The sequence below is a fragment of the Paraburkholderia sp. UCT70 genome (assembly GCF_050434085.1).
GTDB classification, from domain to species: domain Bacteria; phylum Pseudomonadota; class Gammaproteobacteria; order Burkholderiales; family Burkholderiaceae; genus Paraburkholderia; species Paraburkholderia tuberum.
Genome location: NZ_JBNPVZ010000003.1, coordinates 1,211,536 through 1,238,142 on the forward strand (window position 1 = coordinate 1,211,536; position 26,607 = coordinate 1,238,142).

Here is a 26,607-nt window from a genome sequence, read left to right on the forward strand (position 1 = left end):
CTAAGAGCAGTTGCCACAGCGTTTGTCCCGCAGGCACGGCGCCGCAAGATTGTACGAGCGTCAACGCTTGCGGCCAACGTCGTCGCCGAGCGCAAGTCGCGCAACACGCAGAACCGTTCAGGTCTGGAAGTACCGCGGCAGCAGTCAGACTTAGTCAGCAGTTGCCCGCTTGTCGGCGAACAGCGCGAGCCCAGTGAACGGGTATCTGTCCAATTCCCGCAGGTCGCGAGGACCGCCGGAGGCCGGTGCCGCCGGATAGCAAGCCAGAGATGCCAGTGAGCGGCCGCTATGAAGCACGTAATGGTCGGATTCGCACGGGTCCGCGGAGATGAGGCAGCGTTCGTAATGTCGCGGTGCTAAACCCGGTGGCGACGCTGTGACGCATCGATGCGCCATTGCCAATTTGCTAGCGTCTGGCGTGCCGTTCCTCAAAATGAACGGGAGGCAGTAATCAATGGGCGTGCCCGTGCGATCCGGGGTTAAGCTCGCGACCCGTGCCGCGTTCATCGCCACTGGCCACCAATCATCTTCTCAACGGCACGGCCTGCCCGGTCCTGCTGCCTCCGCTGCGGGCGTGGCATGCAATCGGTGCAGCCATACTTGCGCCGATGAGCAGCTATATCGAAATATCATTTCAACCTTTCAAAGGAGCAGTGTGGATGAAGTATGAAGGCGCTCTGCACCGGAGCATCAAAAGGCGGCTCGAACAAGTGATAGAGATGGCCGAACTGGTGGGCTTGCTGGCCATCGGCATCGGGACCGCGCTGGCGATGGGGCATCTGATCTGGAAAATGACAGACTCCGGCGGCGTTACGCTGACTGATTTGCTCCTCATGTTTCTATACCTCGAAGTGTTTGCGATGGTCGGGCAATACCTGAAGGCGGGGCAGTTGCCGGTGCGCTTTCCGCTCTACATAGCCATGGTCTCGATCGCCCGCGATGTCATCCTGCGCGCTGGCGCAAATACCGAGCTGCATCTTGTCGCCTCGGCTGGCGCCATCTTGCTGATAGCGCTAGGTGTGCTGCTGATTCGTTATGGACAGTCCAGGTATCCAAGCAATGCCGACGAACGGCCTGACGAGGGTGCGCGCTAAGCGGGCAACGGCCATGCGGTTAGTCGCGGGGCGACTCCACGTCATCATCACCGTGGTGCGGGTCCACGCCTTCCGGTGCGTCGCGGTCATAGTACTTGCACAGGCGCAGTACGCCCAATGCATGGTCTCGAGGAAGCCAATCCGTCTTTGACGCCACTGGCTTTTCATTTTGACGCGGCGCGGTTTTGAAGAAAATTTGACTTCGGGATGTGCACGCCACCGGTTGAACCCAAGGGGTGCAACGGTCATTCATGCCTCCGAGCCGGTTGGCAAGTCCTCGGCCTTATGCGAAGCTTTCCATAAAGCAGAGATTTTTTTGGTTGGCGATCGCGGCTACTGACCGGTGAACAGCCGAGTCGGGGCCAGTCCGCGATCGGCAATAAAGCAGAGATTTTTTTGGTTGGCGATCGTGGCTACTGACCGGTGAACAGCCGAGTCGGGGCCAGTCCGCGATCGGCAATCAAAAAAATGTTTGTGCTAAACCGCTCCGCAGGCGCTGGCGTTTATGGGCATTGAATGAACGTCGCGGTGATTTGCAATACCCGGCGCGTGGCCATCGCACGCCGGAAACGGGCGGGCTGACGGAGCCGGTTGCGCGAAGACAGCGGGAATGCGGACGTCAATGGGTAAGGAATGCGGAGTTTCGCGGCATTGTGATGGTGCGATGACGCCAAAGTACGAGTGGGTTCGCGCTGGCCGCGTGGGGGAAGACCAACGTGCTCGGGGGTAGTGCTGATGCCGGTCAGTGCACATGGCTCGGGTCAGGTGGAGCCCGCGGCAGGATGCCAGGCACACCGCCTTCGATGCGGACCATGTGGCCCTTGCCGCACACGGGGCAATCGCGTAGTGACCTGCCGGTGAGCCGCTGGTAACGGTCACGGTAGTCTTCTGCGGTGGCGGGTGACGCGGCGGCGGGCGGCTCGACACCGAGCAGCCGCCGGCAGGTGGCCAGGCGCGCCGCCCGGTGGCAGTTGGCGAGCCACCCGTAGCTGCGGATGCGCTTGAAGCCGTCGGGTAGCACGTGCAGCAGGAAGCGGCGGATGAACTCGTCGGCCGTCAGGGTCATGGTCCTGTGGCGGGCTTCGTGACGGTAGTCCTTCCACCGGAACAACACCGAATCGCCATCAAAGCGCAGCAACCGGTTATTCGAGATGGCGACGCGATGCGTGTAGCGGCCCAGGTAATCGAGCACCTGTGCAGCGCCGCCAAACGGTGGTTTCGCGTAGACGACCCACTCCGCGTGAGCAGCGGGCGCGAGCCAGGCGGCGAACGCTCGCGGGTCACGCAACGGCTCGAGCTGGCCATGGAAGCGCAGCGCGCCGGCGTCGAACGCGCGGCGCAGCTGGTCGAGAAAGAGCCGCCGGAAGAGCCGCGAGAGCACCCGCACGGGCAGGAAGAAGCCAGGCCGGCAGGCGATCCAGCGCTCGCCGTCCAGGGCAATGCCGCCGCCGGGTACGACGCAATGCACGTGCGGATGGTGCAGCAGGTTCTGCCCCCACGTGTGCATGACCGTGATGAAGCCGATCTCCGCGCCCAGGTGTTTCGGATCGGCGGCGATCGTGCGCAGCGTCTCGGCGCTGGTGCGAAACAGCAGATCGTAGAGCGTCTTCTTGTTCTGGTACGCGAGCGCGGCGACCGGCTCGGGCAGCGTGAAGACGACATGGAAATATTCGACGTCGGGCAGCAGTTCGGCCTGCCGGCGTTCGAGCCACTGCGCACGGGCGAGCGACTGGCATTTCGGACAGCAGCGATGCCGGCATGAGTCGTAGGCAATGCGCTGATGGCCGCAGGCATCGCACTGCTCGACATGGCCGCCGAGCGCGGCGGTGCGGCACAGCTCGATGGCGCTCATCGCGCGCCGCTGGGCATGACTGAGGGCGTCGGCATGGGTCTGCCGGTACTGTGGGCCGCAGCGGCGGAAGATGTCCGCCACCTCGAGCGCCGGTCGCATCGCCAGCTTCAGAAGTACTCGGGCGCAGGCGGCTGGGAGGGAGTGGGTGCGGGATGCGGCAGCAGGTCAAAGGGACTGGTGGTGGCGCACACGGTGCTCGTCGCCAGCTTGAGGTACCGTGCCGTGGTCGCCATGCTGCGATGTCCCATGAGCAGCTGGATCCGGCGTACATCGGCACCGGTTTCCAGCAGATGAGTGGCGAACGCGTGCCTCAAGGAATGTGGTGTAACGGGTTTCGTGATGCCGCTGCGCTCACGTGCAAGCTGGCATGCGTCGCCCACGGCATGGCGGCTGATGAGCCGCCCCGGAATGCTGCCTGGAAAGAGCCATTCCCTCGGGTGGGCGTCCTGCCAGTACAGTCGCAGGACCTCGAGCAGACGCGGCGAGAGCATTACGTAGCGGTCCTTACGGCCCTTACCCTGGTGGACACGGATCATCATCCGCTGGCTGTCGATATCGGTGACCTTCAGATGCAGGACTTCGGAGACACGCAGGCCGGCCGCATAGGCCGTCATCAGGATGGCGCGCTGCTTGAGGCTGGGAATCGACTCGAAGAAACGCGTGACTTCCTCGAAGCTCAGGATGACGGGCAGCTTCACGGGCCGTTTGGGTAACGGGAAATCCTCGTCACTCCAGTCCCGCCTGAGCGTGATGCGGTACAGGAAGCGCAGCGAGCCTACGGCGAGTTGGACACTGGCTGGCGCGAGCTTGCGTTCGCTGGTCAGGTGGATAATCCAGGCACGGATCTCTTCGGGACCGAGCACCTCGGGTGAGCGCCGGAAGTGTCGGGCGAAACTGGAAACCTGCAGGAGATAGGTCTTCTGCGTGTTGACAGCAAGGTTGCGGATCTGCATGTCGTGCAGCATGCGTTGTCGGAGCAGTGTCATGACGAACCTCCAGAAGACGGTTCTGGTGCAAATAGGCTGTCTGGACGAAAAGGTCTCGATAAAAAGGATACCTTATCGATAAGACAGGACCGCATTCCATACGGTGGGTACAGTGGCATCTTTGAGGCCGAGCTTTGCGAGATTGAATTGGCCTTTGCTAATGCGATGCATCAACTCAATGCCGGCCAGAGTGCTCGCGGCGTTCCTGAAACGCTTGAAGCCGAGCATGGCATTGGTCCGGGACTTGATATGGCGATGGTCCTGTTCGATCAGATTGTTGAGATATTTCGAAGATCGAACCTTCGTGCCCTCGGGCATCAGGCCGTCGGCCTTCATCTCGCGCACAGCACGGTGTGAGGCGGCATAGCCATCGAGTGTAGTGGTTTGCGGCGGCCGCCCCTGATGTTTGATTGCCTTGTTGAAAAAGGCTTTGGCCGCGTTCACGTCGCGTTTCGCCCTGAGCAGGAAGTCAACCGTCTGACCCGCCCGATCTACTGCCCGATAAAGATAGACCCATTTACCGCGGACTCTCAGGTACGTTTCGTCGACACGCCACGACGTTCCCGCAGGCGTGCCGAAACGGTTCCAGCGCTTGACAAACTCCGGCGTGTAACGCTTCACCCAACGAAGGATCGTTGTGTGGGCGAGCGACAGGCCGCGCTCGGCCATCATCTCGACGAGATCACTCAGACTGAGCTTGTAGCGTAGATACCAGCGCACGCACTGAATGATCACATCGCGGTTGAAGTGACGGCCTGAGAACAGATCGCCCATGTTTTTAAGCTTGCTCATTATCGAATCATGAGATCGGGGAAGCAGCACTCTAACCGATCACATTCACTGTTTGCACCAGAACCGTTTCGCTCACCCGCCACGGCCCGCATCAGCTCGGCGTAGGGCAGCAGCGCGCTGCTATCGCCGCTGCGAAATTCGTCTCGGATATGCTCGGCTAGGAACAGCCCGACTGCCGCGCGCATCTCGCTCGCCTCCTCGGCCATCAGACGCAGCCTCACATCTGGCTGGTATTCACCGACTGCGACGCTGGAACCCACGGTGAAGCAGCCCGCGGCGACGACGACGTAGCTTACGTATTTCAACTGCCCTAACGTTTCCAGCGAATGCGTCAGGATCGCCGGGCGCCGGCGCAGCAGAGCCACCATTCCGCCGAGGCAGACCACCAGCGCGATCCAGAGCAGCCCGTTCTCCTCCAGCGGCTTCAGCCAGAGATGCAGCCGCAGGAGCGCACGCTCGAAGCCCAGAATGATGGCGGGCAAAATCTCCTGTTTTGTTGTCCAGCGCGGCAGCAGCCTGTTGTAGGCAATCAGAAAAGCGATTTGCGGGGTTAGCCCGATGGCGATGCCGAGCACCGCCGGGCGGATCGCCCCTAGCCAACCGGTGCGCGGCAGTAGGGGCACGATGATCGCGGCGGACAGCCAGACCCAGCCGACCAGACCAACTGTATCGCTGAAGTATTCGAAGGAGTTGAAGTTTAAGACGCGCTCAATCGTCGCTCGATAAAGAGCGAATAGGCAGAAGAAGGCGAGTACCCCCAGGAGGAGGCCGGCCTCCTGCACCAGTTCCCAGCGGATTGGGAGCCGATCGAGCACAGCGAACGACCACGCGGCCAATCGGCGCGCGGGCGCCAGCACCACCCGTTGCAAAAGCTGCATCGCTCCGAAGCTGATCATGCAAGTGGCCAAATAAGGTCGTTCGGCTGGACGCGTACCTCACCAGCTATATGCAAGACGATTGTAGGCGACAACATCGTAAAAGAACGTGTCGACCAGGGGGAAAATCCCCTGCAGATTCTATGAAGATCGAGGCCGCCGACAAGCCGGCTGAATATTCCACGCCAAAGTGAACAGGGATTCCACGGCAAAAAGAACACGAATTCCACGGCAAAGTTAATGCCGATTCCACGGCAGAAAGAACAGGGTTTCCACGCCATCGCGAACAGGATTTCGGGGTGGCGGCGACGTGGGTCAACGGTGGCACGATCGACGGTTTTGTCGGGAGTGCCGAATGGCAAATGTCAGGTTGACCATGCGCAAAATCAGGGAAGTGCTGCGGCTGCATTTCGAGTGCGACCGCAACCAGAGGGAGATCGCCGACGCGGTCGGCGCCTCGACAACAACGGTGTGGCATTACCTGCGCCGCACGCGGCTGGCAGGGCTGGGCTGGCCGCTGCCAGCGGAACTGCTGACGGACGACGCGGCGCTCGAGGCGAGGCTGTATCCGCCGCCGGCGCGGCGCGAGCCAACGCGCGGCATGCCGGACTGGCCGACGGTGCATCGCGAGATCGGCAGGAAAGGCGTCACGCTTGATCTGCTGTGGCAGGAATACAAGGCGCAGCATCCGGACGGCTGCGGCTACAGCTGGTTTTGCAAGGCTTACCAGGAATGGGCGCAGCGGCTGCCGGTCACGATGCGGCAAACGCACGTGCCGGGCCAGAAGCTGTTCGTCGACTACTCGGGCAAGAAGCTGGGCATCATCAACCCGGACACCGGTGAAATCCGCGAGGCCGAGTTGTTCGTCGCTGCGCTCGGCGTGTCCGGCTTCACCTTCGCGGAACTCACCTGGACCCAGCAGTTGCCAGACTGGATCGGCTCGCACGTGCGCGCCTTCGCGTTCTATGACGGCTTGGTCGAAATCCTGGTCCCTGACAACCTGAAATCGGGCGTCCACAAGCCCGGGTTCTACGATCCGGACATCAATCCAACCTACCAGGAAATGGCCAGGCATTACTCCGTGGCTGTGATTCCGGCTCGCAGTAAAAAACCGCGAGACAAGCCGAAAGCAGAGTTATCGGTTCTCCTGGTGCAGAGATGGGTCCTCGCCCGCCTGCGGAATCAGCGCTTCTTCAGTCTGGACGGGGCAAACCGGGCGGTCGCCGCATTGTTGACCGATCTGAACAACCGGCCCTTCAAGAAATTGCCCGGATCCCGCCGTAGCGTCTTCGACGAGATCGATCGCCCGGCGCTCAGGCCGTTGCCCGAGCGGCCGTATCAGTACGCGGAATGGAAGGTTGCACGCGTCGGCCCGGACTACCACGTTGAGCTCGATCAGCACTACTACTCGGTGCCGTACCGCTACGCGCGCGAGCAGGTCGACATGCGTCACACGGCCAACACCGTCGAAATCTTCCATCGTGGCCAGCGCATTGCCGCCCACGGCAAAAGCGCCCGAGCTCGCCACCACACCACGATCGACGCACACATGCCACCCGAGCACCTGGCGGTCGCGAAAGGCTGGGATCCGCAGCGGCTGCGCAACTGGGCCGCCGACGTCGGTCCGCATACGGCGGCCGTCATCCAGCACCTGCTGGGCGCCCGCAAGCACCCGCAACAATCCTATCGAACCTGCCTGGGCGTGCTGCGCATGGGCAAGGACTACGGGCGCGACCGGCTCGAAGCCGCCTGCCGCCGCGCCATCGATCTGAAAGCGCCGAACTACAGGTTCATTGCCTCGACGCTGAAGAACGGCCTGGACCGGGAGCCCGAAGCGGCTCCCGCCCAGGCTGACCTGCCGCTCATGCACGCCAACGTGCGCGGGCCGTCTTACTATCATTGAAAGGGAGTCGTTATGCTGCAACATCCCACTGTCGACAAACTGCACGCGCTGCGCCTGCCCGGCATGGCGGCGGCGCTTGCCGAGCAACAGTCCCAGGACGGCATTGACCGGCTGGGCTTTGAAGAACGTCTGGGGCTGCTGGTCGAGCGTGAATCCAGTGAACGTGACTCGCGACAAACGGCGGCCCGGCTGCGCCGGGCCAGACTTAAGGTCCCCGACGCTTCGCCCGAGGACATCGACTATCGCACCGCCCGCGGCCTGGACCGGGCACTCACCGCCCGACTGCTGACCGGTGAGTGGCTTCGGGAGAGGCAGAACCTGATCGTGGTTGGCCCGACCGGGCTCGGCAAGAGCTGGTTGGGTTGCGCCTTCGCTATCCAGGCGTGCCGTCAGGGGTTCTCCGCCTGCTATCTGCGCGTGCCGAAACTGAACGAGGAACTGGCGATCGCACACGGCAGCGGGCGCTACGCGCGGTGGCTTGCGCAACTGGCCAAGACGGATCTCGTGATTCTCGACGATCTGGCCATGGCGCCGCTGACCGATTCCGCGCGGCGCGACCTGCTGGAGGTGCTCGATGACCGGCACGGACATCGATCCACGCTCGCCACCAGCCAGATTCCAGTGGATCACTGGCATGAAGCGATCGGCGAACCGACCGTCGCCGACGCGATCCTCGACCGGCTCGTGCACAACGCACATCGCATCACGCTCGCGGGCGAATCACTGCGCAAGACGCGTAGCCGATTGACCGCGAAGCAGCAGTCCGAGTAAAAAGGCAAAGGTCCCGCGTCGCTGCGCTCAGCTTGTTCGCGATGGTGTGGAATCCTTGTTCTCTTTGCCGTGGAATCACGATTCACTTTGCAGTGGAATGGCTGTTCTCTTTGCGTGGAATACGCAGCCGGCGCCTAAAGTCAGCGTGCGGAGCTAGATAAGCGTCGCCGCCCGTGAGCAAGTGGAGAACCAACAGCTAACGCATTGTCAACGTTGTAAGCGGCTGAGGCGAACGGCCGAATTTGGCCGCGCTGCGTCAGTCCGGTCTTCGAACTCATCGGTCGAAATCGGTCACTGGAATTCAGCGGCCCAGAAGCGGCCAGTCGGCAGTGCGTACTCCCGACCCGCAACGGACCTTCGCCCGGCCTGATAACGGCCATTCGATGGCCATGTATGATGCCTTGCAACACCCCATCGTAGGAGTTTGGCAATGGTAGATGCAGTGAACCCGATGGAAGTTTGGGCGCCGTTCGGCACCTTCTCTATGGCGGTCATTCAAGGCGATGGCCGTATCGCTCACCTGAAGGGCCAAGTGTCGCTCGATCGACATGGACAAATCGTCGGGCAAGGGGACATCCGCGCGCAGGTAAGGCAGGTTCTGGAGAATATTCGCAGCGTCCTAGCGTCGATTGGTGGACAGATGGCGGATGTGGTTTCGATGGTTCACTATGCAACGGACATTGAGGCCTTTATGGCCACCGGCGACATTCGCCAAGAGTTTTTTGGTGCGCCGTATCCTGTCACGACGACCGTCCAGGTCCAACGTCTATACCGGCCTGAACTGCTAATCGAGATCGCGGCGATCGCCGAAATTCCCCGCTCGCGGTTTCGCCATCCTAGGCCGGGCAACCAGGCACTACGTGAGTGATTTCCTCGCACGACCAGGCTTGGCCGGCTAGCGCCCGACGACCAAGCGCGGTGATCGCCGCAGGCACGGCCTCCCATACAAAGGGCATAAGGCGACCCACAACTGCCTCTGGGTTTCCTCCAAAACGGCCATTCACAGCAAGAAAGCAGCGACGGTTGCCATTGCCGGGACGTGCATAGACGCTACATCACCGATTTTGCCGAACCGAAATATCCTTCAGCGAACACCGCGCGATAGGTATCGCCCTGCCAGTGTTCCCGCAGGAGCACACAATCATTCTCGTAAGCCTTCCCGAACAGAACCTTCATGCCATGTAGGCGCGATCGACCGACTGAGCGATAGAGTACAAGCCAGCAGGACCGCAACCGCCGTAAAAAGAGTCAATAAAACTTGTACGCCCCAGTATTCGGAGATTATCCCAGCGAGCGCCGAACCTATGGGATACAAAGAAAAGGCTATTAATCGGCATGCACTATTGACCCTTCCCTGAAGCTTCTCTGGCACGGACCTAACACGGTAAGCGAATTGCATAACGGCGTAGAGGGAGTAGAACGCTTCGACTAGCCCATAGACTAAGCCAAGCATCGGCAAATTTGTCGCTATGAACAACGCACCAAATGCAATCGCATGGAGCCAGGCAGCCAGCACCACTCCACGTCCAAAACCATGCAGACGCAACCAACGCGTGCCGCAAATGGATCCGAGAGCACTTCCGATACCTCCGCATGCGACCATCGTACCAATCGAAGTATCGCTGACGCCCAACCGTTGTCCCACAGTGATTGCCAATAGCGGCATTGCGGCGTTATTTAAATTCAACCCTCCCATAATGCGTGCAAGCAAAAGAACCAGGCGGGCACCCGAAAGCCATCGAATTCCCTCCGCTATTTCCTCGGTCAAGGAACGGCGCGCGTCCACACGCGAAACATTTAGTTCGGTCTTAAGTATCTTGAGGAGGATCAAGGAACAAAGGTAGCAAAAAGCGCCGGCGAAAAGCGCCCCGCTAATCCCAAAAATTTGATAGACCAACGTAGCAGCAGCCGGCCCGAGAATCATCGCGGTACCGAAGCCAGCCTCGTTCGTGCTGGATGCCTGAGACAGAAGTTCGCGGGGTACTACGCTCGACAGGACTGCCGCTTCAGCGATATTGAAAAATACAAACAAGATGCCGTCTACTATGCAGACGAGGTAAATGTGCCACTGATTGACGACGCCGTAATGTGCCATCAGGCCAAGGGCGAAAAAGCAGATGTACCGCCCGGTCTGACAGGCCATCATGATGTGTTTGCGGTTCCATCGATCGACTAGCGCCCCTAATGGCAGGCTCAAGAATAAGTAAGGCGCGGACCTCAAGACACCCACCACCCCTGCGGCAGCCATCGATCCGGTGAATTTCAGGATCAACAGCGGAAAGACCACGTTCATACCTGCACCGACCAACGTGGACGCCGATTGCGCTGAAAGCAAAAACACGTAATCGCGAATGCTCAAAAGCTTCATCGAGGACATCCTTGCCGACGGCCGGATTGAATATAGGGAAGTATCGAATTCCTAGTGTACCGGTGAATGTCGCCTTCTGGACCGGCCACAGCCCTATGCGAGTTGCATGCCTCGACCGTAGCGGACAAATGGGTACCGACAAAGCGCTCTCTCGGTTCAACAATTAGGTCGCCCACTTTGCTAAAGCAGATCTTTCGACCAATATCGCGAATCGCGATCTTCCTCACCTCGTTCAGCGACGACACAAAAGAGAACCCGCATGAACTCGCAAATATGTGCAGTGCTTGTGTATGTGCCAGACGTGCCGGCCGCATTGGACTGGTACCAATCAGCTTTTCGAGGCGCTGAAAGGCGCTTTCTTGACGACTTCAATCTGACATACCTCGAATTCAATGGCATCAGACTCGAAATTGTTCCCGCCGATGCAAAATTATCGGCGGGATCGGCGGGCACAGTCGTCTACTGGACCGTCGATGACTTCGATGAATCGCTAAAGCTTTTTCTGAACATAGGTGCCACGCTTTATCGTGGTCCAGGCCAAGTGGAAGATGGAAAGCGGATGTGCATGCTGCGCGACCCTTGGGAAAATTGCGTTGGGCTCTGCGGCTAACCCGAATATTGTCGACGATCTGCGTGGCCATTTCGACAGGCTGCTTTTGGCCGACATGTGCCTGAGGCCGACAGGCAGCAGGCGACCCTCAACTGACGTTCGGAAGTTTCAACCAGCCGTCCGTTGTTCGGCTTTTATCTGCCGTTGCGAATAAGCCATCATGCGTAGAAAAAGCTAACGCGATGAGACACTGCCTGCCGCGCAGTGGCTTTTGGGCCTTGCACTTACGACCCCGGCCTCATTATTTGTGCTAGTTATCGAGACTGGGCGACCTCATCGCCCGAACCGAACCATTCGAAGCGCATTGGTACGAGAGGCAAATTCAGCCTTCATTTAACGGCTTGACGGTTACATTGTGGTGGGCTGGGACATCAGGAAAGGGCTCATTTCGTGAAGGCGCGAGCGCGAATAACTCCGCGAGGTTTGAAAAGTGTGGATTGAGCAGCCACTCTTCCTTCTCAGGGATGCCTGGCCAGAAACGATAGCACCGCGTCGTTCATTGCGCTGGGGTTACGTATCTGGATCATGTGATCTGCGCCAGATACAACGACGCGTTCGCTGTCGGAGATACATCGAACGAGTACGTTGTCTATTTCCCGGAAGAAAGCGATGCTGTGGTCGCCTTCAATGACGAGTGTGGGAGCCTTGATCGTTCCAACCTTCGCACAGTCTACCGGCGGAGGTGTCGCGGCCATAAACGGTCCCATAGTCTTCGCGTTGTCGCTCAGCATGTCGATGACCGGCGCAGGGAGTTTGCTCCAACCATCCGAATCACCGAGGACGGAGTTCATCATAATTTGAGTTGCCTTGAGCGAGTCGCCGGCTTTTAGCGCGGCCTGTGCGGCAGGCGCGGGCTTAAAGAAATCACCAGCGGCCGCTTTTCCCTCAGGCGTATTCAATACCGTGAAAATTGAAGCTTCCTCCAAGACCAAAGATTTCACCAGTTCCGGGTGCTCCATCGCTACCTGTGCAGCTACCTGACCGCCAAACGAGTGACCGACGACATGAACCGGTCCTGCGTTAAGCGACTTGATAAACGCTGCCAGGTCGGCGGACTGAGTCTGCATGCTGTAGAGGCTGCCATCATCCTGCCACTGGTTAGGCATGTGGTAGCGCATGCTGTACGCGATGAATCGGTAATGTTCGGAGACCGCGTCGCGCTGGGCGGCCCAGACACGGGTGTCTGCCCACGCCCCGTGGACAAACACGACCGGCGTGCCTTGGCCGGCCTCGGTGTAAGCAAGTTGCGTTCCGTTGACGGTCGCAACTTTATCGGGCGGGTAGACGGGAGGGCTATGGCACCCGGAAAGTGCAAACAACGTGAGGACGCATACTGCGACCAACGTGTGCTGGACGTTCTTCATAACGTGTCTCATTGATCTGATTAGTCGCGAGCTTCCGCCCTACCTTCTTTGCCCACGGGCGCAGGCAGGGTTTCCCGGGGGGCGACCGGTCATGCGCCTCTCAGTTCAGGCGCCGTCAATCGGCGAAACTCGACGAGCGAAACTGCCCCGACCGGGTCGAACGCTTATCAAACGGGGAATCTAACGGGCGGGAAAATCTTTCGGTTGATGCTTCGGCATCGAAGGGCATCGATGAAAGGAAGGGGCGCTACTAATTGTAGGCGCCCCTGAACAGAATTCCAGTTGTGCCAAGACATGGGCGTTCATAACGCGCTGGTCGCGTCGCGGAGGCGTTTGGCACCAACGCTTCACCAAATTGTTCGCCGTCACGGACGGCTCGCCAGCATACACATCAGATAATTCCGAGCCCCAAACGGACAACGGACATGTCCTTCGAGGCCATCTGCGCGCGCAGCAGCCGTCGCGGCTCGCGCTGCCTGTCAGGCGAATCCCCTTTTGCGGAGGTCATCAGGGATGGGGGGCATAAACCCAGTTTTCCTCAATTTCGCGCAATTCGCCACGTAGTCGCGTCACCAAGAGTCCTGCGCGTGCTTCCCGAGCTTGAGGCGTCCGATGAGCTGATCTGATGTAGCTTCAGCCTAACTGGGGATGGGTTGAAGTGCTATGGGACTTTGGTCCAGTAGCAGCGGCGCACGGAAGCGATCTGCTCGGCGATCGCGACGTGCAAGGGCTACCAGACGCTACCGGCTCAAACTCACAGGGAAGCAGACAGTCACGAATATTCGTCGAACGGCGGTAGATGGCCGACTTCTGCCCGATGCGGTCGGCTGTACCTAACCTACGATTAGGATTAGGCAATGCGCATCATCGCCTTAGAGGGCCCAAGTGGAGAGGGGACGGGGGGAGAGGTGTGGGCGTTTCAGCCAAGTAGAAATCTTGCCCCGATTGCGCTGCGCGATGACGGGACGTTCACAAACGGCTGAGCAGTTCCGCCTTCTTGGCGGCGAACTCCTCATCGCTGAGAATCCTCTTCGCGTGCAGTGCGGCGAGCTTCTCTATGGTGGTGAACACGTCAGCCTCTCGGGCAACCGACTGAGTGCTGACGGGCTCCTCCCGCACCGGCGGCGGCGCCGCCTGCGGAACGCCACCGACCGAGACAACCGGCAGGCTGGCGACAGCAACCAGGCCGTGCTGGCTCGCGAATGTGAGGGATGCGCCGCGGGACTGCTGCTGTGAGAAGCCGCTGATCTGGTGATCGAGCGTATTGTAAACCGTCACCTTACCGTTCACTTCGATCGCCAGGCGCCGGGGCTGTGCGAAGTAGGCATAACGGACGTCGTTCTGCGCGCCGGTGCTGTTGGGCCGTCCCAGATCAGCGGGCCACCAGTCGCCAGAGGTGCCGGGCGCAGGCGGAACGAACAGACTTACCGGTCCGACTGGTCCGGCTGCAGTCTGCTGCTGGTTGCTGCCACCGTGACCAGCGCTCTGCTGTTGTAGCTGGCCGCCGCCGTCGTTGCCCTGCTGCTGGGTACCCTGGCTCTGCGACTGGAAGCTGCCGCTGCGAATAAGGTCGGGCTGGTTTGCTATCAGGCGGGAAAGCTCGGAACAGAGCCCATCGACCCTGCCTTTCAAGTAGTTGTTGAACATGTCGGAGACCATGGTCATTCCCCCCTGCATCCACTGGCCGGAGCCACCAAATTCGGGGTAATTGAACTGGGCCATGCTGCCGTTACCGCGAATCACAGACTCCAGCATGCTCATCACGGCGTCGGTGCTGAACCCATGTCGCTGGGCTATCTCTTCGATCAATTGCTGGCCGGCGGGGGTGAGTTTTCGCATGGTGATCCACTCATGTTTCTTCCGACACCGGGTTCTATAAGCCGCAGCGCCACCTGCCCGGTGCCAGAGGGGCAATTCAGCGAGAATCGCGAAAATTAGGCAACGTGGCTGGATAACAGTTCCGTGCACCGGCGCGATCGCAGCACTGGACGCAAGCCCCTTTTTTGCTTCGTCGGATCTCACTACCTATCTTTCGGGGCGTGAGACGCTGTTCAACGATCCAGTCGGGAACAGAGCGTCCGACGCCTGCCCCGGAAGTGCAACTGTCGACCGCCGCGAACACCTTATGCCGTATCGCGGCGGACCTCAATTACCATTCAGCAGGGATTGGCACCCGCTTCACCGCAGTCGATGTGGCGGCGATTTCTCCCGTCGTGCGGTGTCGGCAGGTAGGGGAATACGGTGTAGATTCCGTTCACGGTCAAGTTGCTGCCTTCGGCACCGATGTTGAAGTTCACGCCATCACCCAGCAACAGGTTGCCCGTTGGCGCACCTGTCAGACGGCCCGCAATGACCCGCAGCGCGATGTCGGTCACGTCGTCGTTCGGGCGCCGCCCATTGGGCCAGCCGGCGCTGTCCCCGGCAAGAACGGCGAGGCGACGCTGCTGTGCCGGCGGTGTCGGAGAAACACCCAGATTGAGCCGCAGAAGTTCCGAGCAATCGTGTGCGCCGCACGTCCCAGTCTGCGGTTGGGAAGGATACTTGAGCAGCACGTTTACCAAATCAGTTCGGTTGGTCGTCGGAATCGTCAAGCCGAACCGGAGGTTGAGTGCGGTCGCCAGCCTGGAGTTCAGATAGAAACCCAGGAATTGCGCTTCGTCGGCCGGATCGGTCGTGTTCCATTTGTCTTTCGTATCGGTCCCAATGATCAGTTCATTGACGAGTGGATTGCCCATGCGGGACACCTGCACCCAACGTCCGTCGTTGTCCTCATCGTCGCCTATCCCGTGGCCTTCGTGACGCATTGTGGACACGTACGCGCCGATTACGCCATTGGGTTTGGACGTCACCGTGGTGATCGGCACTTCGATCGCAATGGTGCTGATGTTGAAGCCGGAGAACGTGTCGTTGCCAAAAGGATTCACGTGATCGTTGGCATCCTCCGCCGGTGTCAACACAGGCGGCGCGCGGCGCAGATTCACCGTGTCGAACACGGCGCCCAAATCGATGTAGAACGTCTCACCACGCTGTCCGGCGAAGACCTTGCCGCCGTTCGCCAGCAAGTAGATACCCTGTGCGGCTAGCGCCTCGTAATTGGGCATCGTTAGCGGTCCCACGTTGGACGGCACCGCGAACATCCTCTGGGTACCCAGGTCGGTGCGCTGGCCGTGACGAACTTGCGTCACGGTGTAGCTCTGGCGCAGGATCAGGCCGTCCGAGCCAGGGCCGTCGAGCGCAGTGATCGGCGGCAACGCGGCGTATGACAGCGGCAGCTGTTGGCTCGCCACGGCCCCGCGCAATTCGGTCTTGAAGCGGATTTCGTAGACCAGGTCGTTGGCCTTGCCGTTGCCATTGGTGGCGATGTTGATGCGATAAATCACGTCATCGCCGAAATTGAAATAGTTCGGCCCAGCGCCAGGGTCCTGCATGGGAATCACGTTCAAAATGAAAACGACGTTGTTAGGGTTCGTCCAACTCCGGAACATGTAAAAGTCAGTGTTGTCGGCGGTCGGGTCGTTCGCAATCAGGGGTGCCTCGCGGTGACTGGCAGGCAGCGTTCCACTGCTCCAAAGCGCCGCGGCGCAAAGCGCGACGGCCGCCATGATGCGCACAACAGATCTCATGGTGTTCTCCTTCAAGTTATAACGGGGCGGCAAACGCGCTAAATATCGCGACGTTGAGTGCGCGCTCGAGCAGCCAGATCATGGCGACGGTCGCGGTCACCGCTGAGCCGCCGGCAAGTACCACGCGCCGGTATGTCCAGGTTGCTCGCAACGAGAACGCCAGTGGCAAATAAACGAATACGATGGCGAGTTGTCCTGCTTCGACGCCAAGATTGAATCCGGCGAGCGACAACGCAAGCGAACCGGCCGGCAAGCCGAGGTCGTGCAACGCGCCTGCAAAGCCCAATCCGTGCAGCAGCCCGAAGCCGAACGCCGCCATCCAGCGTCCGTTCGTCACGTGCGGAAACAGGTTATTCAGCGCCGCCAGCACTACCGACAAGGCGATGCCCGATTCAACGAGCCGCGAAGGCAGCACGACGATCGATAGCGCCGCGAGCGTGAGTGTGATCGAGTGCGCCACCGTAAATGCGGTCACAACCTTGGTGACATCGATGAATGCCCGGCGAAATGATGTGCCGGGCTGCCATGCACGCCCCTCACGAATCAGCACCGCAGGCAGCAGCAGCGAGAGCAGAAACAGGATGTGATCGTATCCGGTCCAGATGTGCCAGACGCCTTCGTTCAGATACATCGCGAACTGTGTCAAAGGCCCGCCGGTATCGGTGCCGACGATGCGGTGCGGCGCGTCAGCGCTAAATACGACGCTTCGGCTCTCGCCGTTCTCGACGAAGTTCAGAAGTCCGCGATGCTGGGGATCAAGGCGTTCGAACAGCCGGTAATCGATAGAAAGTGTTGGGCTCGCCCGCGGACATTGTCCTGTGAACGTCAGCACCGCGTAGGTGCCATCGGTGTGCGAGTCGATCAGTTGCCCAGTCGGTTCGAGCGCACAAAGCTTGCCGGCGGAGGACACCTTGAGGTGTGCAAGCGCATATGCCGCGATATCACGCTTTCGCGAGCGTACTTCACCCCACGTGATGTCCCCGTCGCCGTTCTCATCGAGCCCAAGCGCGTTGTCGAGATCGCGTAGCGCGATATCCCACTGACCGCGCAGCGCTTGCCCGCTGCGCTCCAGTGTGAGGTAGGCGTCGCTTGCCTTATGCGCAAACGCGGGCGCTATCAGCAACGCGAGCATAAAGGCGAGGACGACGCGCCTCATTGCCGCACCTGCAGCAGCGTGACAATCGATGCATCTTCGAGACGCGTTGCGGCGACCCAATCGGATGCAATCTTTAGGGCGTCAGCATCGCCGGCCGCACGCGCGGCTTCGATCAGAATCCGCAGGTCTGGCGGCTCGCGCTGGACCAACCAGTTTTCGCGCGCGAGAATGAGTGCCGCTTTGGCGTCATGTTCCACAGTGAGACGAAAGCGCGCCTCCTCCCTGCGATGCACGCTATCCCCGCGGCGACGCGCAGCGTCAAAGCGCGCCGAGAGATCCTCGCGGTGCGCAGCGAATGACTCGCGCAATTCCGGCAGCTGTTGCTCGGCCAGCACTAAACGAAGCAGCAGCGCGTCGTTTTTTGTAGCGTCACGCAAAAGTGGCAGCAGCTCTCGCGGACGACCCCGATCCAGCAGAAAATCGGCATACGCCCCCTGCAGATAAGCGTCACGCGGGTCGAGCGCAAGTGCGTCGCGGAAATGTCGCTCGGCTGCATCGAAGTCGCCGCGGCGAGCGGCAATTTCCGCGGCGAGCGTCAACGCCCACTCGCGCACGTCCAGATTGCCGACGCCTTGCGCAAGCACCTGCACGAGCGCCGGGTATGCGCCGGCTGCGTTGCCGGTCAGGCTCGCCGGTGTCGCATCGCACCCGATAACGACGATGGGTGCAACGAGTCCCTTCAGTTGCTCGCAATCGTGCCGCGCGTCCGCGTAGCGCCCGCGCACGCTGAGCACTGTGGCGCGCGTCAGTCGCGCCTGCGTGAGCGCTGGATGCGCGGCCAGCAACCGATCCAGATCGGCAAGCGAGCCTTCGAAATCATGCTGGCTTTGCTTGAGCGTCGCGCGAAGCAATAACGCAGTCGGCGGCACATCCTCTCCGCTCCACCACGGCGCCAGCGCCGCCTGCGCCTGGCCGAAGAAGCGAGGATCGCCCAGCCTCCGCCCCGCTTCGAGAGCGCGACGCACGACGGGAATTGCCAGGTTGAGATTGCGCGGGTCCATCATCAGCGTCGCGCGCATGCGTTTCAGTTGCGCGAGCGCCGGATCGTTTTTTTCTGGGAGGTGTTCGAGCACCACTCCATCGCTTTCGGGTACGTATGGCTTCGCCCCGCTCTCGCCTGAGAGCAAGACAAGCGCGGCTACCACCGTGACGAATGGCCAACCCGACATCGACCTTCTCCCGTCCGCATTGGGTTGTACGCGAAAAGTCCCGATCTGGATGCAGTCGGCTGTCACTGTTGACTCCAGCGTCTTGCTTTTTTCTGCGCGTGTGACTGACCGATGCAAACGACATCGTGCTACGCCGCCAGCGCGGGCAAGTGAAGAGCGAAGTAATTAATGTCGATGAGATGACGAAACGTCTGCGCTATATAGCCGCTCGACCTTGAATTAGATCCGTCTGTAACGCTCTGCACCATAAGCAAGCACGCATGGGCTTTTTCAGGGTTTCGAGTTGCATTTTTGGCTTTCCGGTTCGATTTATAGGCGACTCCTCAATCACATTCAACGCATACGATCTGTCATGAACCGTCAATACAACGATGTCTTAAGCCGTCTTAAGCCACACCCGAACGACGCCCGCCGGGATACCTTTAGCCTGTTCCCACTACAAGCCCGAGATCGCGGCGCTTTGACGTCAGTGGAAAGAGCCCGACGGATCTTTGTCGCTTGCGTTCACGACGCTCACGGTCAACTCCGACGAGCACCCGTGCTCATGAAGCGTTTTCATAAACCTGGCGACGAAAAACGCTCAGTTGCGATTGTGCCGCAGACCGAATTCGCGGACCGTCGTGCAAATGTACCGACGAGGCGCGCTCCTTCCTTCAACTCTGCCCAGTCGAGGCGATGCACGCGGAGTCGTTTCCCCTGCCGCCGAGAAAGCCAAAAACCGCGGCGACGGAGGACGATCAAGCACAGCATTTGCGATGGGACCACTTCCGGGACTTCGTTAAGCCACGGGTCCTAGGCGAGCGTGTCGGACTAACGAATTTGTGGCACAGATCCCATCGAATCCAACTAATTCGGTCCAGCTGGTCGTTAATGCAAGACGGAATTGCTTGGGCTTAGCTAATCTCTTCTTTATAAGGGAGCAAGGTCTAACAAATTTCTACACCTTGCTACAGATGCAGGGAAACGAAATTAGCTGGAGCACGGTTAGCTTCACTCGAAAGCACTGAATTGCTTCGGCTGTCGGGAAGCGGCGGCAGCTACGCAACCCAGTCGCCGCAAAGCGATCATTCTGGGAAGGCGACCGGCTCTTCACGACCCTGAGCCGCCCCTCGAGCAGGCGCAGACTGAGCGGCAGCTTTCAAGGATAGAACGGCCACCGCTCCACTGGAGCAGGCGGCAACCGTTGCGGTCGTTGCACTCATTTGCTATCGCCGTTGGTCCAAGGAAAGTTGGCCGCACTGGGACGCTTCGGTTGAGACGAATGTCGATCACCGAGCGGCCATCGCGGAAAGCGTCGACCTGGGAGATTAGTGCCTCAGTTTTCACCTTGTCTCGAAGATTCTCTTCCGGAACCGCGGCGAACCGGTACAGTGAATCAAACTCGAAACGTTTAACGAAGCTATTCGCGAGGAATCCGGCTCGTAGCTTCGCTTTACGGCACCGACACGAGCGACTACGCTGCTATGAGAGCCGCGCTGGTCCGCCCTGAAGTTATCGCAACACGTTGCGCCTTGCCTTCGAGGAGAGCACGCGGCGGACGCCGAACAACTCTATTCAAGCTGGAGCTTCGTCGATGAACCCCGAAATCTATCAGCCGTCTATTGAAGCCTGCGATGCTTGTGCCGCTGCCTGCGATCGCTGCGCATCCGCCTGCCTCGATGAACCGGGCCGGGTTAACATGGCCAAATGTATTCGCCTCAACGCCGATTGCGCTTCGCTATGCCGCCTCACATCTGCGGCCTTGGCTCGACAAAGCCATTTCGCACCCGAGTTTTGCGAACTCTGCGCACGGATCTGTGACGAGTGCGCCGATGAATGTGCGCGGCACGCACCCGAGCACTGCGGAACATGCAGCGATGCGTCCCGGAGATGCGCGGAAGCCTGCCGGGCAATCTAGTGTCTTGCTCAGCATCAGCGCGCCCGCCGACGGCCAGCGCGTCGCGTATCGCGTCGGAAATGCCGCACCCGGTTTGAGGCATTTCGTTATACAGAAGTGTCGTAGCCGTCGCGCAAGATCTGAATGGTGATCACAGTATCCATGACTCGCTGCATGCCAATCCACAGCGTCTTCGCGCGCGGTTCGCCGTCGCTCTTGCGCCCGAGGAATCCGCCCCAGTGACGCGACCATCCGTATCACCTGGTTGAGCGTCGGTGGTTTTTTCGGACGCGCCTTCTTACAGAGCACGTGAGCGCCGTGTATCTCGTCAGCCGCGAAGAACAACGACGCGTCCAGCTCCGGACAAGACACGCATGAGCCGCGCGATACGCCACGATACCACCATGTACAGCGCGAGCGCCTTCTCCACGCGCTCAATCTGTGAGAGTTGCAGCGCCTCTACCCGGCAGGCGTTCTTCAGGACATTGAAGAACATTTCTATTTCCCATCTCGCGCGGTACCAGTCAACGAGTTCGATGAGCGCATGCGCATCGCCCGCTTCGCGGTTGGTCACAAGACGCCAGATGACGGGCTTCACACCCGCTGGCGCATCCACTTCATACGCCTCGACGCAGGTGAGCGTGACACCGGCGCGCCCGGCCAGCGTGACGCGCTGGCTACGCAGTTCCTGCCTCACTTCACGCGCCTTCTGGCCACTGCGCCCCGGGGCAGTACGAAGCTGATATGGCCGAGCACGTTACTCGCATGTACCTTTTCCCACAGCCTTTCTTCGTCCCTCAGGGCACGATTGTGCTGGGACCGGATCAGCCAGTCCGCCGGTTCACCCAGTTCCTGCGCACGCTGCATGAGCGCGGCGATGTCACCTTCACGATCGGCCACATACACCAGTCGCGTATCAGGCAGGGCCCGTGCCTGCTCGGCCACGATCTCATAGCTCTCGATCCACCGCACACTTTCCCTGACACCGCCACGCCTGCCGTTTGCATCGCGTGGCTCGCGCGCCCACATCCATGCGTTCATCACATCCAGCTGCTCCCGATCCGGTGTCACCGCATAGGTCGCGTGAAGATACATGCCCACCTGTGCTTCATAACTGAGCGGGCCGGCCCCATCGATGTCCTGACCGTTAAAGTTCAGCTCTGTCGTATCGGCAATGCAGAGCACCACCGGCAACTGCTTCATGTGCGTCGTGGTACGGTCCCAATGCGGCTGCATCATGTCGCGCCAGTCGATTCGCTCATTGCCCAGAAAGCGATATGCCGCCATCGTCTCGGCCCAGCCTTCGCACGCGCCCGGAATGCTGGCCGTGGGCCGGCTGGCGAACCGCTTGACCAGCTCCTTCGCGCGCTGGTCTCGCCGTGGATCACCCAAATCCAGCGTCTCGGGCTCGACGTCAATGTCATCGAAGTCAACCGGGAGGCCTTCGCTCTGCTCGAATGTCCGAAGGATCTTGTGATCGTCCCCGGCGCGACCCACCTGTTCGAAGAACCCGGCACACTGGAAGCCGTTTCACGGTACGCGGTGCAGTGGTTCAAGCGTTATCTCGACGCCTAAGCGCCCGAACGCAGCACGAGCGTGTCGTTAGCGCGGCGCTCCACAGTGGCGCCCAATGGATGACTCTCCCGATTCAGCGTTTCGTGTAGCCATCGAATGCCTTCTTCAGGCGCCCGGTTGATCTGGAAGTGGCGTGTCTGCGTCGGCGTCATCGACAGTTCGGTCAGCGTGCCCGTTTCAAGGTCGAGCGTTGGAAAATACATCAGCGCAAGGTCGCTGCGAAACGCTTCCTGACCGCCGATACCTTCATAGTCGTTGATGAAGTCCCCGGCGCCGTACAGGACGAGTTTGCCTCGATACAGCTCGATGCCCTTCACGTGATGCGACGAATGGCCGTGTACGAGATCCACGCCCGCCGAATCGACGAGTTCGTGCGCGAAGTATCGCTGCGAAGCAGGTATGTCGAAATCGAAGTTCTCGCCCCAATGGATCGAGACGATGACAATGTCGGCTGCCTGCCTGACCGCTCGCACCTGCGCCGCGATCGTGCATACGTTGTCAGCCGAAAGATCAGGGAGCCGGTTCACGCCGGGTCGGCCCCAATCGGCGGCCCAGTCCGCGCCCACGCCGCTGCATTCCGTGGCGAAGGCGAAGATCATCACTCTGCCGCCGCCCGCCAGTTCGATCAAGGCAGGCGCGGCCGCCTCGACGTCGTCCTGCCCCGCGCCAGCCGAATGAATGCCGGCTGAACGCAAGGCATTCAGAGTTTCCTTCAACCCGCGATAGCCCCAGTCCAGCACATGATTATTCGCGAGCGCGCAGCAGTCGATTTTCGCGGCGCTCAAGACGGGCGCGTTGGCGGGATGCATGCGGTAGTGGATGCCCTTTCTGGGCCATGCGTCCTCGCTGGATGTGACGGCCGTCTCGAGATTGATGATGCGCGTGGCAGGACTCATGCGCTCCAGTTCGAGCAGCGCATCGCCCCACACGTAGCTGAACGGGACACACTCCGGTAACGGGCCGGTTTTCGCTTCAGCGAGGCGCACATAGCCTCTCGCCGAACGCATATGGGGTTCGAAGAGATGGGGCAGGTTCGGATGCGGCAGTATCTGATCGATACCGCGTCCCAACATCACGTCCCCGCACAGAAACAGCTTGATGCAGTTCATCCTTCTGGAAAAAACCAATGTTCCCGGTGCGGTAAGTCAGCCCAGAACGCCTTCAAGATAGTTTGCTGGCACTTCGGCGTCTAGCGTTCGGGGCTGTACAGCAGCGCCGGCCGCGTGCAATCACTGCTTCGCACTCGCGACGCCGTTTCTACAATCGTCCCGCTCTCTCGCTCACGACCGACGATGCGATCGCGTACCGGGCGTTGCTGCGACGGCCGCGCCGGCCGGGCCGGCCACAGCCGGCGCGATTCCGCCGAATAGAGGGCGTTCGCACGCGGCCAGACGGTCCGCTCGCCGCGTATGCGCTCGCCGTGCTGCGCGCGCTCTTTGCGTGGCTCGTCGGCCAGCACTACGTGATCATCAATCCGTTTGCCGGCGTCATGGTGCGCGGCGACACTCCGAATTCTTGAGCGTTCGTGGAAAACGGGATTGCGGTCCATGCTAACGTTCAATGTGCCATATCGCATGGCGCCTCCTGAATTGCTAGCCCTCGTTCACTGAGCGCCTGGGAGCGGACTCCTCATCAGCGTCTCGTGATGTTGACGGCCACGATTTCGTATCCGGGGTCGGCGTTCTCGTTCGCGACTTTGTTCGCATCCTCATATGAGAGAAAGGACGTGGCTTCCTTAATCTCCGGTGCCATGCCGATATCGCCGTCCTCTGCGGTGCAGAGGAACTTCTCGCCAGTCTTCACGACGTAGACGGTCGTCATGTCTCCCTCCATGGCTTGCATGGGGAACTTCCAGTCTAGCAGGCCGGATGGGGGTGCACATGTATCGCCGAGTCGTTTCCGTAACGTCCTCGTGGGAGGCGTTCCGCCCTCCGATTTTTTGCGCGTCATTCCATAATTCTCTTCGCAAGCCATCAGTCAAATTGATGTGCCGCCATCCTTCAACATCCCCGTCATAGCGGTTACGTCTTAGGCCACGTGCGGCCCCTAAAGGCAAAGCTCGGCGATAGACGCTTGACGACCCACAGCGGCCCATCAGCCGCGCCCCGTTCGATGGTCGGCTTACAAGGGCAACCGGCCGTTCATGTCAACCCTGCGGGTTGCATCCGAGGGGCGCTCATCCATGAGACGTCCCGGTCCATTCAAGCGGAATCGACAACAATGCTCATCTACCTTGCCAGGCGACAAATTCAGCGGCATTGTTTGTTGAACTAGGTGATCTGCTCTTGCCCAGAGCCGACGGTTCAGCGAAGCTCCGCCGGTTCCTGCTTGGTCACCTGTCCCCTTTGAGAGGGTTGCATGGGTCACGACGGTTCACCAATGTTTGTTCGGCGATTTGCAGACCAGCACCCGTACGTTTTCTGTTACGGGTCTGCTGTTCTCATCTCCGTCACCGCGCTGATAATCGTGCTGATTCTTCCGTATCACCGCCAACAGCCTGTTCTTCTTTTCTTCGAAGCGGGGGTAGCGCTCGCTACATGGGTAGCAGGTTGGCGGGCTGGAGTAGTGGCACTGATCGGCGGTAGCATCGCCACGATATATTTTGCCCAACAGAACATAGGCCCGGCAATTGTGCTCCGGATGCTTCTGAATCTGGTTTATACGGTCGGAATCATCTGGGTCGTTGCCAAACTGCGCTTCTCGCAGGAGGCACTGCGGCAAAGTGAAGAAAATTTCCGCCAGCTGAATGTAGGGTTGGAGCAGCGCGTGGCCGAACGCACTGCGCTACTCCAGAAGGCTAACGAAGATCAAAGATACCAAGTTCAATTTCTGAACACGATCACCGACAACGCGTCGTCGGCGCTTTATATGGTTGACCCGACTGGGCTGGGAACGTTTGTCAATCCGGCTCTTGAACGGATCACTGGATATCGGGCCGACGAACTGATGGGGCATGTTGTCCACGACAAGATCCACCACACCAAGCCGGACGGGTCGCCTTATCCCGTGCGCGAATGCCCGTTGACGGGAGCGTCGCGGCACCGCAAGACGGTGTGCGGAGAGGATCTGTTCGTGCGCAAGGACGGGACTTTCTTCCCGGTCCGGTACACGGCCAGTCCGATCTTTCGCGAGGACAGAGCCGTGGGTACCGTCATTGAATTTCAGGACCTCACGGAAGCCAAAGCGGCGGAGCGCGCGCTGCGGGATAGCGAGGAACTCAAGCGGAGAATCATCGAGAGCAGCACGGACTGCATCAAGGTGCTGGACTTAAGCGGAAAGCTGCTATTCATGAGCAGCGGCGGTCAACAATTGCTCGAAATAGACGATCTTGAGCCTTACCTGAATATATCCTGGATCGACTTCTGGCAGCCGGAAGACCGCCCAAGGATAAGCGAAGCCGTCGCTGCCGCAAGGGCTGGAGGGATTGGGCGATTTCAGGGGTTCTGTCCGTCAGCAAAGGGGGAGCCGCGCTGGTGGGACGTAATTACCACGCCTATCTGCAATGCGCACGGCCAGCCCGAGCAACTGCTGTCGGTTTCGCGTGATATAACGCAACGCAAGCGGGCGGAGGAAGAAGCCCGCGAGAGCGAGCGGCGCTACCGCGAGGTGCAGACGGAGTTGGCACACGCGAACCGCGTGGCCACCATGGGCCAGCTCGCGGCCTCGATCGCCCATGAGGTCAACCAGCCGATCGCCGCGACGGTCACCAACGCCCAGGCTGGCCTGCAGTGGCTGAGCAGCCAGCCCCCTCACGTGGAAGAGGTCCGGCAGGCGCTCGACCGTATTATGAAGGACGCCAATCGGGCGGGGGACGTGATCGGCCGGATCCGTGCACTGATCAAGAAGGCACCACCCCGGAAGGACAGGGTGGACATCAACGAGGCGATTCGCGAGGTGCTCGAGCTAACCCGTGGCGCAGCAAACAAGAGCGACGCCTCGGTACAGACGCAACTCGCAGACGGCTTGCCGTTGATCGAGGGAGACCGGGTCGAACTGCAACAGGTCCTGCTCAACCTGGTCATCAACGCGATCGAGGCCATGAGCGGCGTCAGCGATGGCGTGCGCGAATTGCGCATCAGCACCGGGACGGCCGACGCCGGCTGCGTGCTCGTGGCGGTGCGCGATTCGGGGCCGGGCTTTACCGCGGACAGCGCCGAACACGTTTTCGCCCCGTTCTATACAACGAAGCCGACCGGTTTGGGGATGGGACTGTCGATCTGCCGCTCGATCATCGAAGCACACGGCGGCCGATTGTGGGCGAGCGCCAACGTGCCGCGCGGCGCTGTCTTTCAGTTCACGGTGCCGGTTTATCCAGAACTTTCATCGTGATTGCACGCAGCACGAGCAATTTTCTGGCGGTTGCGGTCCGCGAGTCGGCTGAGCCGGCGATGCGGCAGCTAGAGTCGATCGGCCAGCGTCCGCTGTCTGGCTCGAAGCCGACGTTGCAATGTCCGCCGCGGCGCGCCTATGAGTGTCTCAAGATGGCCGCCTGCTGCCCGACGCGCGGCCGTAGCCGACCCGCTTCTGACATTCAACGTGACGCCGCCCCGACGGCAGCTTTGAAAACTGGATTGGTCATTCGGTCGATCACGC

The 26,607-nt window shown here is 60.3% G+C and carries 19 protein-coding genes and 3 pseudogenes; 9 read left to right on the forward strand and 13 right to left on the reverse strand.

Features of this window, described 5'->3' with window-relative positions; genetic code table 11:
- Positions 1-659 precede the first annotated feature (659 nt).
- On the forward strand, positions 660-1,094 hold the full coding sequence (locus tag OKW41_RS23520) for a phosphate-starvation-inducible protein PsiE (protein ID WP_187639207.1): 435 nt from the start codon (positions 660-662) through the stop codon (positions 1,092-1,094).
- A 742-nt stretch (positions 1,095-1,836) separates the two neighbouring features.
- On the opposite strand, the gene OKW41_RS23525 is transcribed toward OKW41_RS23520, so the two are convergent.
- The 4 genes from OKW41_RS23525 to OKW41_RS23540 form a co-directional block, all read right to left on the reverse strand.
- Positions 1,837-3,045, reverse strand: coding sequence for an IS91 family transposase (locus OKW41_RS23525; protein WP_429574117.1), 1,209 nt, complete (start codon positions 3,043-3,045; stop codon positions 1,837-1,839).
- An 8-nt stretch (positions 3,046-3,053) separates the two neighbouring features.
- The gene (locus OKW41_RS23530; protein ID WP_429574118.1) at positions 3,054-3,932 is read right to left on the reverse strand and encodes a tyrosine-type recombinase/integrase; all 879 of its coding nucleotides are present in this window, start codon (positions 3,930-3,932) and stop codon (positions 3,054-3,056) included.
- 72 nt (positions 3,933-4,004) lie between these two features.
- Positions 4,005-4,724 (reverse strand): IS6 family transposase, encoded by a 720-nt coding sequence (locus tag OKW41_RS23535; protein ID WP_429574370.1) that lies wholly within the window; start codon positions 4,722-4,724, stop codon positions 4,005-4,007.
- Entirely contained in the window at positions 4,724-5,620 is an 897-nt protein-coding gene (locus OKW41_RS23540) for a hypothetical protein (protein WP_429574119.1), read from the reverse strand. Before OKW41_RS23540 ends, OKW41_RS23535 begins: the two co-directional genes overlap by 1 nt.
- A 334-nt stretch (positions 5,621-5,954) precedes the next feature.
- Between OKW41_RS23540 and istA the strand changes: the two genes are divergently transcribed.
- The 3 genes from istA (at position 5,955) to OKW41_RS23555 (ending at position 9,141) form a co-directional block, all read left to right on the forward strand.
- On the forward strand, positions 5,955-7,502 hold the full coding sequence (gene istA / locus OKW41_RS23545; RefSeq protein WP_429574051.1) for an IS21 family transposase: 1,548 nt from the start codon (positions 5,955-5,957) through the stop codon (positions 7,500-7,502).
- Between the two features lie 12 nt (positions 7,503-7,514).
- On the forward strand, positions 7,515-8,273 hold the full coding sequence (gene istB / locus OKW41_RS23550) for an IS21-like element helper ATPase IstB (RefSeq protein ID WP_342960893.1): 759 nt from the start codon (positions 7,515-7,517) through the stop codon (positions 8,271-8,273).
- Between the two features lie 430 nt (positions 8,274-8,703).
- On the forward strand, positions 8,704-9,141 hold the full coding sequence (locus OKW41_RS23555; RefSeq protein ID WP_429574120.1) for a RidA family protein: 438 nt from the start codon (positions 8,704-8,706) through the stop codon (positions 9,139-9,141).
- Between the two features lie 273 nt (positions 9,142-9,414).
- Here the strand turns inward: OKW41_RS23555 and OKW41_RS23560 are convergent, their stop codons facing one another.
- Positions 9,415-10,641: an MFS transporter gene (locus OKW41_RS23560; protein ID WP_429574121.1), complete on the reverse strand. Its 1,227-nt coding sequence runs from the start codon at positions 10,639-10,641 to the stop codon at positions 9,415-9,417.
- Between the two features lie 259 nt (positions 10,642-10,900).
- On the opposite strand from OKW41_RS23560, the gene OKW41_RS23565 reads away from it, so the two are divergent.
- Positions 10,901-11,251 (forward strand): VOC family protein, encoded by a 351-nt coding sequence (locus OKW41_RS23565; protein WP_429574122.1) that lies wholly within the window; start codon positions 10,901-10,903, stop codon positions 11,249-11,251.
- Between the two features lie 458 nt (positions 11,252-11,709).
- On the opposite strand, the gene OKW41_RS23570 is transcribed toward OKW41_RS23565, so the two are convergent.
- From OKW41_RS23570 to OKW41_RS23590, 5 genes are all read right to left on the reverse strand, one after another.
- Positions 11,710-12,615 carry an alpha/beta fold hydrolase gene (locus OKW41_RS23570; protein ID WP_429574123.1) on the reverse strand — a complete coding sequence of 302 codons (906 nt, stop codon included), beginning with the start codon at positions 12,613-12,615 and terminating at the stop codon, positions 11,710-11,712.
- Positions 12,616-13,584: 969 nt separating this feature from the next.
- Positions 13,585-14,454, reverse strand: coding sequence for an SHOCT domain-containing protein (locus tag OKW41_RS23575; protein WP_429574124.1), 870 nt, complete (start codon positions 14,452-14,454; stop codon positions 13,585-13,587).
- A gap of 317 nt (positions 14,455-14,771) precedes the next feature.
- Positions 14,772-16,238: a DUF4331 domain-containing protein gene (locus OKW41_RS23580; protein WP_429574125.1), complete on the reverse strand. Its 1,467-nt coding sequence runs from the start codon at positions 16,236-16,238 to the stop codon at positions 14,772-14,774.
- Between the two features lie 16 nt (positions 16,239-16,254).
- Positions 16,255-17,394: a HupE/UreJ family protein gene (locus tag OKW41_RS23585; RefSeq protein ID WP_429574126.1), complete on the reverse strand. Its 1,140-nt coding sequence runs from the start codon at positions 17,392-17,394 to the stop codon at positions 16,255-16,257.
- The gene (locus OKW41_RS23590) at positions 17,391-18,563 is read right to left on the reverse strand and encodes a tetratricopeptide repeat protein (RefSeq protein WP_429574127.1); all 1,173 of its coding nucleotides are present in this window, start codon (positions 18,561-18,563) and stop codon (positions 17,391-17,393) included. Before OKW41_RS23590 ends, OKW41_RS23585 begins: the two co-directional genes overlap by 4 nt.
- A 1,678-nt stretch (positions 18,564-20,241) precedes the next feature.
- On the opposite strand from OKW41_RS23590, the gene OKW41_RS23595 reads away from it, so the two are divergent.
- Positions 20,242-20,460: a four-helix bundle copper-binding protein gene (locus tag OKW41_RS23595; protein WP_429574371.1), complete on the forward strand. Its 219-nt coding sequence runs from the start codon at positions 20,242-20,244 to the stop codon at positions 20,458-20,460.
- An 86-nt stretch (positions 20,461-20,546) separates the two neighbouring features.
- On the opposite strand, the pseudogene OKW41_RS23600 reads toward OKW41_RS23595, so the two are convergent.
- Positions 20,547-21,858 (reverse strand): annotated as a pseudogene (locus tag OKW41_RS23600) (IS4 family transposase).
- Here OKW41_RS23600 and OKW41_RS23605 point away from each other — a divergent pair.
- Positions 21,844-22,014: pseudogene (locus OKW41_RS23605) on the forward strand (alpha/beta hydrolase); the annotation flags it as partial. The pseudogenes OKW41_RS23600 and OKW41_RS23605 sit on opposite strands and share 15 nt — an antisense overlap.
- On the opposite strand, the gene OKW41_RS23610 reads toward OKW41_RS23605, so the two are convergent.
- A complete protein-coding gene (locus tag OKW41_RS23610) occupies positions 22,011-23,123 on the reverse strand; it encodes a CapA family protein (RefSeq protein WP_429574128.1) in 1,113 nt (370 codons plus the stop codon). The pseudogene OKW41_RS23605 and the gene OKW41_RS23610 sit on opposite strands and share 4 nt — an antisense overlap.
- Before the next feature lie 155 nt (positions 23,124-23,278).
- Between OKW41_RS23610 and OKW41_RS23615 the strand changes: the two are divergent.
- A pseudogene (locus tag OKW41_RS23615) lies at positions 23,279-23,515 on the forward strand (integrase); the annotation flags it as partial.
- Positions 23,516-23,646: 131 nt separating this feature from the next.
- On the opposite strand, the gene OKW41_RS23620 reads toward OKW41_RS23615, so the two are convergent.
- Entirely contained in the window at positions 23,647-23,835 is a 189-nt protein-coding gene (locus tag OKW41_RS23620) for a hypothetical protein (protein WP_429574129.1), read from the reverse strand.
- A 744-nt stretch (positions 23,836-24,579) separates the two neighbouring features.
- Between OKW41_RS23620 and OKW41_RS23625 the strand changes: the two genes are divergently transcribed.
- Entirely contained in the window at positions 24,580-26,343 is a 1,764-nt protein-coding gene (locus OKW41_RS23625) for a PAS domain-containing sensor histidine kinase (protein WP_429574130.1), read from the forward strand.
- The last annotated feature ends 264 nt before the right edge of the window (positions 26,344-26,607 follow it).